Source organism: Micromonospora sp. CA-248089, assembly GCF_050948515.1.
Taxonomy (GTDB): domain Bacteria; phylum Actinomycetota; class Actinomycetes; order Mycobacteriales; family Micromonosporaceae; genus Micromonospora.
On the sequence record NZ_CP192016.1, the window covers coordinates 5,172,996 to 5,186,321 of the forward strand.

The 13,326-nt window shown below is 74.5% G+C and carries 11 protein-coding genes and 1 pseudogene; 4 read left to right on the top strand and 8 right to left on the bottom strand.

Annotation, left to right across the window (positions count from 1 at the left end):
• Positions 1 to 47 precede the first annotated feature (47 nt).
• Positions 48 to 2,180, top strand: coding sequence for a transglycosylase domain-containing protein (locus tag ACQP26_RS24205; RefSeq protein ID WP_433494076.1), 2,133 nt, complete (start codon positions 48 to 50; stop codon positions 2,178 to 2,180).
• A gap of 124 nt (positions 2,181 to 2,304) precedes the next feature.
• On the opposite strand, the gene ACQP26_RS24210 is transcribed toward ACQP26_RS24205, so the two are convergent.
• Positions 2,305 to 2,874: a GNAT family N-acetyltransferase gene (locus ACQP26_RS24210; RefSeq protein ID WP_135241673.1), complete on the bottom strand. Its 570-nt coding sequence runs from the start codon at positions 2,872 to 2,874 to the stop codon at positions 2,305 to 2,307.
• Positions 2,871 to 4,240: pseudogene (locus ACQP26_RS24215) on the bottom strand (cobyrinate a,c-diamide synthase). Before ACQP26_RS24215 ends, ACQP26_RS24210 begins: the two are co-directional and overlap by 4 nt.
• A gap of 134 nt (positions 4,241 to 4,374) precedes the next feature.
• On the opposite strand from ACQP26_RS24215, the gene ACQP26_RS24220 reads away from it, so the two are divergent.
• Together ACQP26_RS24220 and ACQP26_RS24225 are read left to right on the top strand one after the other, a co-directional pair.
• Positions 4,375 to 5,193, top strand: a complete 819-nt coding sequence (locus ACQP26_RS24220) for an SURF1 family cytochrome oxidase biogenesis protein (RefSeq protein ID WP_433494077.1) — start codon at positions 4,375 to 4,377, stop codon at positions 5,191 to 5,193.
• A gap of 240 nt (positions 5,194 to 5,433) precedes the next feature.
• Positions 5,434 to 6,105: a hypothetical protein gene (locus ACQP26_RS24225; protein WP_433494078.1), complete on the top strand. Its 672-nt coding sequence runs from the start codon at positions 5,434 to 5,436 to the stop codon at positions 6,103 to 6,105.
• Positions 6,106 to 6,109: 4 nt separating this feature from the next.
• On the opposite strand, the gene ACQP26_RS24230 is transcribed toward ACQP26_RS24225, so the two are convergent.
• The 4 genes from ACQP26_RS24230 to ACQP26_RS24245 form a co-directional block, all read right to left on the bottom strand.
• Entirely contained in the window at positions 6,110 to 7,693 is a 1,584-nt protein-coding gene (locus tag ACQP26_RS24230; RefSeq protein WP_433494079.1) for an ATP-dependent DNA ligase, read from the bottom strand.
• An 87-nt stretch (positions 7,694 to 7,780) separates the two neighbouring features.
• On the bottom strand, positions 7,781 to 7,987 hold the full coding sequence (locus tag ACQP26_RS24235; RefSeq protein WP_030273275.1) for a hypothetical protein: 207 nt from the start codon (positions 7,985 to 7,987) through the stop codon (positions 7,781 to 7,783).
• A 78-nt stretch (positions 7,988 to 8,065) separates the two neighbouring features.
• Positions 8,066 to 9,430, bottom strand: a complete 1,365-nt coding sequence (locus ACQP26_RS24240; RefSeq protein ID WP_269704490.1) for a dipeptidase — start codon at positions 9,428 to 9,430, stop codon at positions 8,066 to 8,068.
• Between the two features lie 21 nt (positions 9,431 to 9,451).
• A complete protein-coding gene (locus ACQP26_RS24245; RefSeq protein WP_433494080.1) occupies positions 9,452 to 10,105 on the bottom strand; it encodes a uridine kinase family protein in 654 nt (217 codons plus the stop codon).
• 111 nt (positions 10,106 to 10,216) lie between these two features.
• Between ACQP26_RS24245 and ACQP26_RS24250 the strand changes: the two genes are divergently transcribed.
• Entirely contained in the window at positions 10,217 to 10,618 is a 402-nt protein-coding gene (locus tag ACQP26_RS24250) for a rhodanese-like domain-containing protein (protein ID WP_013288093.1), read from the top strand.
• Here the strand turns inward: ACQP26_RS24250 and ACQP26_RS24255 are convergent.
• Together ACQP26_RS24255 and ACQP26_RS24260 are read right to left on the bottom strand one after the other, a co-directional pair.
• On the bottom strand, positions 10,612 to 12,210 hold the full coding sequence (locus ACQP26_RS24255) for a cobyric acid synthase (protein ID WP_433494081.1): 1,599 nt from the start codon (positions 12,208 to 12,210) through the stop codon (positions 10,612 to 10,614). The two genes, ACQP26_RS24250 and ACQP26_RS24255, sit on opposite strands and share 7 nt — an antisense overlap.
• Entirely contained in the window at positions 12,207 to 13,280 is a 1,074-nt protein-coding gene (locus ACQP26_RS24260; RefSeq protein ID WP_433494082.1) for a cobalamin biosynthesis protein, read from the bottom strand. Before ACQP26_RS24260 ends, ACQP26_RS24255 begins: the two co-directional genes overlap by 4 nt.
• Positions 13,281 to 13,326: the final 46 nt, after the last annotated feature.

Sequence of the window (13,326 nt, forward strand, 5' to 3'; positions counted from 1 at the left end):
TATGAGTTCTTCTCATTTCCGAATCGGAAATGTCATAGCTTGACCCCGTGAGCAGTCGTCCCCTTGCTTCCGCTGGCCGTCTCGTTCCTCTCCTCCGTGCCGGGCTGATCGCCGGCATCGTGGTCGCCGCCGCCCTGTACCCGCTGGTCGCCGTCACCGGCATCGGGGCCAAGGCCACCGCGCACGCGATCGAACAGAAGACGAACATCCTCAAGACCGCGTTGCCGGCCGAGACCTCGTACGTCTACGCGCCGGACGGCAAGACCGTGCTGACGATGTTCTACGAGGAGTACCGGCAGTACACCAAGATCGAGAACATGTCGCCGAACATCCAGCAGGCGATCGTCGCCGCCGAGGACAACCGCTTCTACCAGCACCACGGCGTCGACCCGAAGGGCGTGGCGCGAGCCTTCGTCTCCAACGCCCGGTCCGGCGGCGTCTCCCAGGGCGCCTCGACGATCACCATGCAGTACGTGCGGATGGCGCTGCGGGACAGCGCGACCACGCCCAGGGAGGTCCAGGAGGCGACCCAGCAGACCAGCCTGCGCAAGGTCAAGGAGATGCGCATGGCGCTGGACATCGAGAAGCACCTGAGCAAAGAGCAGATCATGGAGCGCTACCTCAACTCGGCCTACTTCGGTCACCGTGCGTACGGGATCTACGCCGCCTCGCAGATCTTCTTCTCCAAGACCCCGGCCACGCTCACCCCGGTCGAGGCGGCCACGCTCGCCGGGCTGGTGAAGTCGCCGTCGGAGTACGACCCGATCACCTCCGACCAGAAGGAGGCCACCGGCCGGCGCAACTACGTGCTGGACAACATGACCCGCCTCGGTTACCTGTCGCCGGACGACGCCGCCGCGGCGAAGGGCCAGCCGATCAAGCTGAAGCTGACCGACCCGCCGAACGACTGCGCCGCGATCGACGGCGGGCACCGCAGCTGGGGCTTCTACTGCGACTACCTGAAGAACTGGTGGAGTTCCCAGCCCGCGTTCGGCGAGAACCGGCTGGAACGGATGGACAAGCTGCGCCGCGGCGGCTACCGGATCGTGCTCGCGCTCGACCCGAAGACCCAGGCGGCGGCGGAGAAGAACGTCGGCGCCAAGGACAACACGGGCAGCCCGTTCGCCAACGGCATCGTGGTCGCCGAGCCCGGCACCGGGCGGATCAAGGCGATGGCGGTGAACCGGAACTACTCGCTCGACCTGGCCGAGAACCCGAACAGCTCGAACCCGGAGGCCGGGCCGAAGGTCAAGGCGAACTACCCGAACACGGTGGCGCCGCTGCTCGGCGGCGGAACGCTCCCGGGCTACCAGGCCGGTTCGACGTTCAAGATGTTCCCGATGCTCGCCGCGCTCAACGCCGGCATGCCGCTGAACACCGCGTACGACTCGCCGCACACGTACAAGTCGGCCGTCTACGACGGATGGGCGCCGTCGAACGCCAGCGGCGCGATGACCGGGCGGCAGACCATGTGGTCCGGCTTCGGCAAGTCGGTGAACACGTACTTCGTCCAGCTGGAGGAGAAGATCGGCGCCGACGCCGGGGTGCGCCTGGCCGAGCAACTGGGGCTGCGCTGGCGTACCGACGTGGACAAGGAACAGGCGTCGCCGGGGAAGGCGAAGAAGTGGGGCGCGTTCACGCTCGGCGTCTCCGACGCCACCCCGCTGGAGATGGCGAACGCGTACGCCGCGATCGCCGCCGACGGGCGCTACTGCGAGGCCATCCCGGTCAACGCGATCATGAACCGGGACGGCACGCCCGCCACGTACACCACGCCCGGCGGGGTGCAGCGGGAGGTGGCGAAGCCCCGGTGCCGGCAGGTGGTGAACGCCGACGCGGCCCGGGCCGCCACCGACGCGGCGCGCTGCCCGACCGGCGACACCCCGGCCAAGGGAAGCTGCGGCGGCTGGTCGACGGCCGACAGCGTCCGCGGTACGGTCGGCCGCCCGGTCGCCGGCAAGACGGGTACGACGGACAGCACCCGGTCGGCGTGGTTCGTCGGCTACACGCCGGAGCTGGCGGCGGCGAGCTTCATCTCCGACCCGGACAACCCGTTCAACGCGGTGGGTGACGGGCAGTCGCAGATCCCGGTGAACGCGGTGGCGCAGACCCTGCGGGACTCCCTGAAGGGCCAGCCCACCCGCCAGTTCACCCCACCTTCGGACCAGATAGTCGGCTGACCCGCCCCACCCACCACCCAGTTCCGCCCGGGGGTGCGCCCGGGTAGTTGATCAAGGAGTTTGCGTCACGGATCGCCCGATCCGCAGACGCGAACTCCTTGATCGACGTTGCGAAAGGCTGAGCTCAGCGGAGGTCGGCGGCCACGAAGGACCACAGCTCCAGGTCGACCCGGGCGCCGCGGACGAACCCGGCGTTGCGCAGCAGGCCCTCGTAGCTGAAGCCGGCCTTCTCGGCGACCCGCCGCGACGCCACGTTGCCGGCCGCCACCCGCAGCTCCACCCGCTGGAACCCGTGCTCCAGGATCAGCGCGATGGCCACCGCGTCCACCGCCTCGACCGCCAGGCCGTAACCCCGGGCGTGCGGCGCGATCGCGTACGACAGCTCGGTGAGCCGGGCACCCCAGTCGGTACGGCGCGCCCAGAGCGAGCCGACCACCCGCTGGTCCTCCCGGCGGACCACCGCCCAGTGGTCGCCGTCGCCGCTGTCCCGCCGCTGCCGGGCCAGCTCGGTGCACCACGCCCGCCCGTCGATCTGCCCGGACGCGTCGGCCAGCGGCAACCAGCGCTGCGTCTGCCGGTCGGCGAACACCTCGTCCATCGCCTCCGCGTCGGCGGCGACGAGGTGCCGGACCTCGATGCGCGGGGTGGAGACGGTCAGCGCCGGGAAGCGGCGTACCGCCACCTGACCGATCACGCCGACGCCCCCACCGGCGCCAGCGCGGCGGCCACCAGCCGGGCCGCGATGCCGGGGTGGGCGGCCCAGTGCGGCACGAGCTGCGAGGCGTGCACCGCCTGCCGGACGAAGCCCTCCGGGTTGCCACCCTCCCAGCGCCACGCGGGACGGTCACCGGCGCGCGGCGTCAGCACGGCGGCGTGCTGCTTGTGCCCCGTCACCGTGGTGCCGGCCGTCGCCACCACGCTGTCGGTGACCGCGGTGGCCGTCCGGTAGCCGACCACCAGGCCGTCGCGGACCGTGCCGACCGCGTCGAGCACCCCGCACATGGGCAGGCCGTCCAGCTCGCGGGCCAGCCAGAGCAGGCCCGCCCCCTCGGCGATCACCGGACGGCCGGAGCGGGCCAGTTCGGCCACCGCGATGCAGAGGCGGCGGTTGGCGGAGAGCTGCTCCGCGTACGTCTCGGGCAGCCCGCCACCGACGACGAGCGCGCGGGCCCCGGCGGGCAGCGCCTCGTCGCGCAGCGGGTCGAGCGTGACCACCTCGGCGCCGGCGGCTCGCAGCAGCTCGGCGACCTCCGGGTGGCTGTAGGTGCCGGCCGGCCCGCCGGCGAGCGCCACCACCGGCCGCTCCCCGGCTCGGACGGGCCGTCGGCCGGCTCCGGCGACCACGGCTCGACGGTGAGCGCGGGCGCGGAGCGGGCCAGCGCCAGCAGCCGGTCGAGATCGACGGTCGCGGCGACCGCCTCACCGAGCCGGCGGACGCCGCGTTCGGCGTCCGCGTCGGCGCGCACCACGGGCCCGGTGCCGTAGCGGCGGGCGGGCAGCACCGGGGGCAGCTCGTGCCGGCGCAACGCCCCGTAGACCGGCACGCCCACGTCGTCGAGCGCCTCGCGCAGCAGCGCCTCGTGCCGGGGCGAGGCCACCCGGTTGAGGATCACGCCGCCCAGCCACAGCTCGTCGTCGTACGCCCGGAAGCCGTGCACCAGCGCGGCCACCGACTGACCCATCGCGGCCACGTCCACCACGAGCACCACCGGGCTGCGCAGCGCGGTGGCGACGGCGGCGGTGGACTCGCTCTCCGGTCGCCCGGCGACCGAGTCGTAGAGGCCCATCGTGCCCTGCACCAGCGCGAAGCCGGCGCCGTTCGCGCCGTACGCGAAGAGGGGGGCGATCCGCTCCGGGCCGACCAGTCTCGGGTCCAGCGTGCGCCCGGCGCGCCCGGCGGCGAGCCCCAGATACGCCGCGTCCACCTGATCCGGCCCGACCTTGAAACCGGCCACCGGGATCCCCCGGTCGGTGAGCGCCGCGAGCAGGCCGAGGGAGACGGCGCCGGTGCCGTGCCCCGAGGAGGGCGCACTCAGCACGACGCGCGGCACGTCGGTCATCATCGACTCCTGATGTGGGTGGTTTCCGCCCGCGTGACCATACCCGTCCGGCCCGGCGTGCGAGGGCCGCGCACCCCGCCGTTTCTGCCTGGCAGCGGCGAGTGGCATCGCTCATACGGGTAGCCTTGGCCAACGTGTACCGGTTCCTGCTGACCCCGCGCTGGCTCGGCTACCTCGCGCTCACGCTCGTCGCCGCCACGGTGATGGTGTTCCTGGGCAACTGGCAGCTGGACCGCTACCGGGGCCGCACGGCGGTGAACGAGCGGATCGACGCCGGGGCCACCATGAGCCCCGCGCCGCTGCGCGACGCGCTGCCCGCGCCCAGCGGCGGCGACGTCGGCCCCGCGCCGTCGGAGGAGCTCACCTGGAGCCGGGTCACCGCCACCGGCCGGTACGACAGCACGAACACGATCCTGATCCGCGGCCGGACCCTCGACCGGACGGTCGGCTTCGAGGTGCTCACCCCGCTGGTGCTGGCCGACGGCACCGCGGTACTCGTCGACCGGGGCTGGATCCCGCCCGTGCCGGGCGCCGGCGCGACGGTCCAGCCGCAGGTGCCGGCGGCGCCGGCCGGCGAGGTGACTGTGACCGGCCGGGTGGTCGCCGGCGAGAGCGGCGGCGGCGCGGTCAGCCGGCGCGACGGCAAGCTGGAGTCCCGGCGCATCGACATCCCGCGCCTGGCCGAGCAGCTCCCCTACCCGGTGACCGGCGGCTACGTGCTGCTCGACGGCCAGACGCCGCCGGCCGACCCGGCCTTCCAGGCGGTTCAGATCGGGCACACGAACAACTGGCAGAACTTCGGCTACGTGTGGCAGTGGTGGATCTTCGCGGTGATGAGCCTGTTCGGCTACGGCTGGGTGGCGCGCCGGGAGGCCCGCCGCCGGGCCGGGCTGGACACCCCGGGTGGGCCGGTGGACCGCGCCGCCGAACCGGCCGCCCCGACCTCCGCCTGAGCCTCACCGGGCACGGCCCGCCTCGTCGATCCTCGGCACAGGGCCCGTTACTCGCCGTAGCCGCCGTCGACGAAGGACTCCTCACGACGGATATGCCTGAGAGGCATAAATATGCCTCTCAGGCATATCGTTCCGAGCGATGAGGTTTCCGCGCAGGGGCGGGCCGTGGATCCCGGCGGCACACCGGGCGGCGGGGACGTTGGTAGGGTCCGCGGATGATCGTCAATCGTGGGGGTCGCGGTGACCTCTGACGCCACGACGCCCCCGGCCGCCGAGCCGCCCGCGTACGACCCCTGGTCGGCCATGCCGCCGGCCGTCGCGCCGCCCACCGAGCAGTTCCCGGTGATCGCCGCGCCGGAGGCACCCGTCACCCCGGCGCCCACCGCGCCGTTCCCCGCCCCGCCGTCCACCGCGCACTTCCCGGCCGCGCCGCAGTTCTCCGCGCCGCCCGCCCAGTTCTCGGCGCCGCCTGCGCCGCCGGCCGGGGCGGTCGCGCCGTTCCACGGGTCGGCGGGCGCGCCCGGGCCGTACCCGCCGGCCGGGCCGGTGCCGCCCGCGCAGTCGGCGGTCGCGGTGCAGATCGCCGAGATCATGGTGACGCCGCCGGTCATCCGTACCCCGGCCGGTGTCCTGCCGCTCGCCGGCGCCTCCTGGTACGTGACCGACTTCTGGCAGAAGGAGGAGAAGATCGCGCCGTGGGCCGTCGTCGCCGCGATCCTCGGTTTCTTCTGCCTGACCGTGTTCAGCCTCCTGTTCCTGCTGATCAAGGAGACGCGGCACTACGGCACCGTGCAGGTGACGGTGAGCAGCGGCGGGCACCAGTACGTCGCGCGGATCCCGGTCACCGACCAGTTCCAGGTGCAGCAGCTCAACAACCAGGTCAACTACGCCCGGTCGCTGTCGGCGGGCTGAGCCGTCAGCCGGTGACCCGGCCGGCGTGGATGGCGCGGACCGCGTCGATGGTGTCCGCCTCGGCGGCGGTCTTGTCGTCGCGGTAGCGCAGCACGCGCGCGAAGCGCAACGCCATGCCGCCCGGGTACCGGCTGCTCGTCTGCACCCCGTCGAACGCGATCTCGACCACCTGCTCCGGCCGGACCCGCACCACCCAGTCGCCCTTCTCCACGGCGAGCGACAGGAATCGTTCGGTCTGCCAGCGCAGCAGCTCGTCGGTGAGCCCCTTGAACGTCTTGCCGAGCATGACGAACTCGCCGGTACGCGGGTCGCGGGCGCCGAGGTGCAGGTTGGACAGCCAGCCCTCCCGCCGGCCGCTGCCCCACTCGACCGCGAGGACCACCAGGTCGAGCGTGTGCCGTGGCTTGACCTTCACCCAGGCCGAGCCGCGCCGGCCGGCGTCGTAGGGCGCGGCCGGATCCTTGACCACCACCCCTTCCTGGCCGGCGTCGACAGCCGCGGCGAACGCCGTGGCGGCCTGCTCCGCGTCGTCCACCTCGACCCGGTCGACGAGCAGCGAACCGTCGACCGCACGGGCCAGGGCCGCCCACCGCTCCCGGCCGGGGGCGTCGATCAGGTCGGCGCCGTCGAGGTGCAGCAGGTCGAAGAAGTACGGCGTGAGCACCGGTTCGCCGGTGCGCTCGGCGGCGGCCAGCACGGCGGGCGCGACCTGCGTCGGCCCGGTGGTGCTGGGTGTGGTGCGCCGGGCCGCCCGGCTGGACGTCTCCTGGAACGGCAGCGGCCGGCCCGCGGCGTCCAGCCCGATCGCCTCACCGTCGAGCACCAGCTCACGGGCGGGCAGCGCGCGGACGGCTGCCACCACCTGGGGCAGCCGGCCGGTGATGTCGTCCAGGCTGCGGGTGAAGACCGCGATGTCCGACCCGGAACGGTGCACCTGGATGCGGATGCCGTCGAGTTTGACGTCGACCACCGCCGGCACGCCGGTGGCGGTGAGCGCCTCGTCGACCGAGGGCGCGCTCTGCGCCAGCATCGGCGCGAGCGGCCGGCCCACCTGGAGCCCGAACCCGGCCAGCGCGGCGGCGCCGCCGGTGAGCGCCGCGACCGCCACCGCCCGCAGGTCACCGGCGAGCAGCAGGGCCCGCCGGACCGCGATGACCGGCACGTCGGCGGCGCGCGCGACCGCGTCGGTCAGCAGCCCGGCCTGTGCGCCCTGGCGCAGCTCGCCCCGGAACAGGCCGGTCAGCAGGCGCTGCTCGTCGGCGGTCGCGGTGGCGAAGAGGCGGCCGACCAGCTCCCGCCGCCGGGCCTGGGAGCCCGTCCCGGCGACGCGGGAGATCTCCTCGATCGCCGCGTCGACGGCGGCAACGGTGAGCGTCGGCTCGGCGGCCGGCGGCGGTAGGTCACGCAGGCCCGCCCAGCCGACGCCGGTCTGGCGCTGACGCAGCTCACCGGCGAGATAGCCGGCGCCGGCCGGGATCTCGCCCGGCTCCAGCCCGCGCAGCGCGGCGGCCAGCAGCTCCACCTTGGCCCGACGGCCGCTGGTGGCGCCGACCGCGGCCGAGGTGGCCGCCAGCTCCGCGAAACGCACGTCCACATCCTGCCAGCCGGCTGTGACATCGGGGCGGATCCGGCGACCCGGCACACCACACGGGTGTGCCGGGCCGCCGGGCCGACGTCAGGCCGAGACCGGTTCCTCGATGCGCAGGCCGCGCCCGCGCACGCCCTCGGCGACCCGGGTGAGCAGCGCGTCGAGCGTGACCAGGGCGGCGGAGAGCTCGCCGATCTGTTCGTTGAGCGTGTCCTCGGACCACGCGGAGACGTCGACGTCCCCCAGAGCACGGACGGCGGCCTGGAGCCGCTCCATCTCGTCGTTCGTACGCATGTTCGAAAGGCTATAACACCCCGCCCGCCGACACACCACAAACTCCGACATCGGCCCCGAAGTTACGGTTTCGACACCTCAGGCGCGGTTTCCGGCCTCCGCCACCCGGGCCAGCAGCAGCGCCTCGGCCAGGCAGACCCGGGCGAACTCGCCCAGGTGCAGGCTCTCGTTCGGGCCGTGCGCCCGCGCGTGCGGATCCTCCACACCGGTCACCAGGATCGCGGCCCGCGGGAACATCTCCTGGAACGTGGCGATGAACGGGATCGAGCCGCCCACCCCGATGTCGACCGGGTCGGTGCCGTCCCAGGCCGTCCGGAACGCCGACCGGGCCGCGTCGAACATCGGTCCGGAGGCGTCGATCACGCAGGGCGCACCGTCGTGCTCGAACGTCACCGACACCTGCGCACCCCACGGCGCGTGCCGTTCCAGGTGCGCGGTCAGCGCCGCGTACGCCTTCTTCGGGTCGTCGCCCGGCGCCAGCCGTACGCTCAGCTTCGCCTTCGCGGACGGCACCAGCGCGTTCGGCGCCTCGCCGGTGGACGGCGCGTCCACGCCGAGGATCGCCAGCGCCGGCTTGGTCCAGAGCCGGTCGGTGATCCGCCCGGTGCCGAACAGGGTCGCGCCGTCGACCAGCCCGGCCTCGGCGCGGAACCGGTCCTCCGGGTAGTCGACGCTGGCGCCCTCGTGGCCGACCAGCCCGTCCACCGCGACGTCACCGGCCTCGTCGTGCAGCGTGCCGAGCAGCTTCACCAGCGCGGTGAGCGCGTCCGGCACGGCGCCGCCGAACATGCCGCTGTGCACCGCGTGGTCGAGCGTGCGCACCTCCACGAAGCAGTTGACGATGCCGCGCAGCGAGGTGGTCAGAGCCGGTACGCCGACGTCCCAGTTCGTGGAGTCGGCGATCACGATGACGTCCGAGGCCAGGTCGTCGCGGTGCTCGGCGAGCAGCCGCTCCAGCGAGTCCGAGCCGTACTCCTCCTCGCCCTCGATGAACAGCACCACGCCGACCGGGAGGCGGTCGCCGTACGCGCGCAGCGCCGCGACGTGCGCCATGATGCCGGCCTTGTCGTCGGCGGCGCCGCGCCCGTAGAGGCGGCCGTCGCGCTCCACCGGCTCGAACGGGTCCGACTCCCACAGCGACAGGTCGCCGACCGGCTGCACGTCGTGGTGCGCGTACATCAGCACCGTGGGCGCGCCGGGCGGGGCCGCCTTCGTGCCGATCACCGCGGGCTGGCCGCCGGACCGGACGATCCGCGTGTCGAGGCCGCACCCGCGCAGCAGTTCCGCCACCGCCTCGGCGGAGCGCTCCACGTGCGAGTGGTCGAAGCCCTCGAAGGCGATGCCCGGGATACGGACGAGTCGCTCGAGGTCGGCCCGGACGCCGGGGAGTTCCCGCTCGACGGCGGCCCGCACCTCGGACTCGGAGAGGATCGGAGTGGTCATGACCGGAATCGTATGCTGGCCTTACCCGGCCACGTCGGCCGAGCCCGATCGCCGCCCCACGCGTGTGTAGTAGCGGTCCGCGTCGTGCGGCAGGTCCGGGGCGCCGTCGACGACCAGGTCCACCGCCGCCGCCGTACCGTCGGCGGCGAAGTGCGCCCGCTCCCCCGCGTGCCAGCGGCGCAGCTCCGGCAGGATCTGCTCGCCGTCGCGGGCCAGCGCCCGGCGCAGCCGCAGCTCGGCCGGCGCGGTGACCAGGACCGACAGCGTCAGCTCGGGGCGTACCGCGGCGCGGGCGGCGCTCACCCCTTCGACGATCAGCACCGGACCGGCCGGCACCGGCACCACCCGGTCCAGGAAGCGGCGGCGTACCCAGCTGTAGCGGCGGTAGCCGCCCGCCCGGCCGGCCCGCACCGGGCCGAGCACCTGCTCCTCCAGCCGGGTCCAGAACGTGAGCTGGTCGTCCCAGCCGTCGAGCAGGTCGTCGGTGTGCACCAGCGGCGGACGCACGCCGCCCGGCCGCGCCGCGAGGGCGTCCGCGAGGCGCGTCGCGAACCGGCTCTTGCCCGCGCCGCTGGGCCCGTCGACGGCGACCAGCCGGGTACGCCCCAACCGCGCCGGACCGGCCAGCACGCGGCGGGCCAACCCGGCGTACGCCTCGATCACTGCGACGTTCACCCGACCGACGCTAACGTTCCCCCGTCCGCTGGAAACTGCGACCCGGGCGGACCGTTTCGCCGAGCGGCGGCGCGGTGCGCTGGGCATCATCGGGGGGTGCTCCATGACGTGATGTGTCCGGGCGTCGACGCCCTCCTGGAACAGGCCCGCGCCGGTCTCCGCCGGCTCACCCCGCACGAGACCGTCGAGGCGGTCCGTGGCGGTGCGCTGCTTATCGACACGCGTACCGAGGCGCAGCGCCGCGAGGAGGGTGAGCTGCCCGGCGCGATCGTCATCGACCGCACGGTGCTGGAGTGGCGGCTCGACCCGGCGAGCGCGTGGCGCATCCCGGAGGCCACCGGGTACGACCGCGAGATCGTCGTGGTGTGCCGGGAGGGATACAGCTCCAGCCTGGCCGCCGCCAGCCTCCAGACGCTGGGGCTGCGGCAGGCCACCGACATGATCGGCGGGGTGCAGGGCTGGCGGGAGGCCGGGCTGCCGATGTCCGACCGCCCGGCCGACGTGCGCTACTGAGCCGCGCGCTTCACGGCGGCCAGGCCCACAGCCGCCGGCCGGACGACGCCCGGTGCCGGTGGCGCGCCGGGTGGCACGAACGGCAGTCCGGGCGGCGGGCCGGACTCGATCAGCCGCCACAGCGCGTCCGTGTCGAGGTGCTCCTCCACCAGGTCGCCGAGCAGGTCGAGCGTCCGTTCCCGGGCCGCCGCGAAGGACGTGTCCGGCGCGACCTTGAAGCCGGTGCGTCCGGCCGCCTCCGCGACCTCGGTCAGGAACCGGCGGCGGAACGCGTCCGAGGAGAAGGCGCCGTGCCAGTGCGTGCCGTGCACGGCGCCGAGGCGGGCGCCCTCACCGGTGCCGTCGGCGTAGCGCAGCAGCGGAGTGAGTCCCGGGTCGGCGGCCGTGACCCGGCCGTGGTGGATCTCGTAGCCGTGCACCGGGACGTCACCGGCGGCGGTGCCCTCGGCCCGGCGGACCGTCTTGCGGGGCTCGAAGGTGATCTCGAGGGGCAGCAGCCCGAGGCCCGGTACGGTGCCGCGGCGGCTCTCCACCGGGTCGTGGATCGCCCGGCCCAGCATCTGGAAGCCACCGCAGATGCCGAGCAGCGGCCGTCCGGCGGCGGCGTGCGCCAGGACCGCGTCGGCCAGGCCGGTCTCCCGCAGCCAGGCCAGGTCGGCGACGGTCGACTTGGTGCCGGGGAGCACCACCAGATCGGCGGCGGCCAGTTCGGCCGGCTCGACGGTGAGGCGTACCCGCACACCCGGCTCGGTGGCGAGGGCCTCGACGTCGGTGGCGTTGCTGATCCGCGGTAGCCGCACCACGGCGACGTCGAGCCAGTCGGTGCCCCGGGGCGCGGCCGGCCGGCCGAGCACCCGCCCGTACGCGAGCGAGTCCTCCGCGTCCAGCCACAGGTCCAGTGCCCAGGGCACCACCCCGTACGTCGGGCGGCCGGTGACCCGGTGCAGCATGTCCAGCCCCGGCTGGAGCAGCCCGCGGTCGCCCCGGAACTTGTTCACCACGAACCCGGCCAGCAGCGCCTGGTCGGCCGCGTCGAGCAGGGCCACGGTGCCGAACATCGACGCGAACACGCCGCCCCGGTCGATGTCGCCGACCACGATCGTGGGCAGCCCGGCCTGCCGCGCCAGCCCCATGTTGACGTAGTCGCCGTCACGCAGGTTGATCTCGGCGGGGCTGCCCGCGCCCTCGCAGATCACCACGTCGTACTCGGCCCGCAACTCGGCCAGCGCCGCGTACGCCGTGGTGGCGAGCCGGGCCCGTACCTCGTGGTAGTTGCCGGCGGTGACCGTGTCCACCGCCTCGCCGAGCAGCACCACCTGGCTGGCGTGGTCGCTGCCCGGCTTGAGCAGAACCGGGTTGAACCGCAGGTCGGCGTTGAGCCCGCAGGCGGCGGCCTGCATCGCCTGGGCGCGGCCCAGTTCGCCGCCGCGACCGTCCGGGCCGACCACCACGGCGGAGTTGTTCGACATGTTCTGTGCCTTGAACGGGGCGACCCGGACGCCCCGGCGGCGCAGCCAGCGGCAGATGCCGGCGGTGAGTACGCTCTTGCCGGCGTCGGAGGTGGTGCCGGCGACCAGCAGCCCGCCGCTCACCGCCCGCTCCCCCGGTGTCCGCTCCCCGCCTCGGCCGCGCTGCTCGAAGCGCGAGCCGCCCGGCCCGGGCCACGGGCCGCCCGGGTGAGCGCGCCCAGCGCGGCCCGGCCGGCGGCCCCGGCCAGGCGGCCGACCGTCACCGGGTAGAGCGCGGCCAGGCCGAGCGCCGCCACACCCACCGCGCCGGAGATCCGGGCGGCACGCTTCAGGTGCCGCGCCTCGGGGCGGGGCCCGTCACCGAGGAACGGCCGGGTCTCGGCACGGCCGAAGTAGACGTTGCGCCCACCGAGCCGGACGCCGAGCGCGCCCGCCATGGCCGCCTCGCACTGGCCGGCGTTCGGGCTCGGGTGGTCCGCCCGGTCCCGCCGCCACACGTGCCACGCGGCGGCCCGGTCCCCGTGCGCCACCGGCGCGACGGCCACCGTGAGCAGCCCGGTGAGCCGGGACGGCACCAGGTTCAGCGCGTCGTCCAGCCGGGCCGCCGGGGTGCCGAAGCGGGCGTACCGGGGAGAGCGGTGACCGACCATCGCGTCGAGCGTGTTGGCCGCCCGGTAGCCGAGCAGGCCGGGCAGGCCCGCGACCGCGCCCCAGACCAGCGGGGCGACCACGGCGTCCGAGGTGTTCTCGGCGACCGACTCGACTGTGGCGCGGGCGAGTTCGGGCTCGTCGAGGGCGGACGGGTCGCGCCCGCAGAGGTTGCCCAGGCGGGCCCGGGCGGCGGGCAGGTCGGCGCGGCCCAGCGACCGTGCCATCACCCGGGACTCGTGCCGCAGCGTGCGCCCACCGAGCACCGTCCAGGTGCCGGCGGCCACCAGCGCGGCCCGGGCCATCGGGTGGCGTCGGGTCGCCAGCGTGGCGGCGGCACCGAGCAGGACCGGCGCGCCGACGGCGAGCGCGGTGAACGCGGCGCCGGCCGTCCGGTCGGGGCGGTAGACCCGCCGTTCCAGCGCACCGGCCGCCCGGCCGAAGCCGGCCACCGGATGCCACCGGCGGGGGTCGCCGAGCAGCGCGTCGAACGCGTAGCCCGCCACCAACCCGGTCGCGTTCGCCATGGCGGTCGCCTGCCGCACCCGTCACCACCTCCGGCCGGCCAGCCTAGTCGTACCGCGGGGTGGT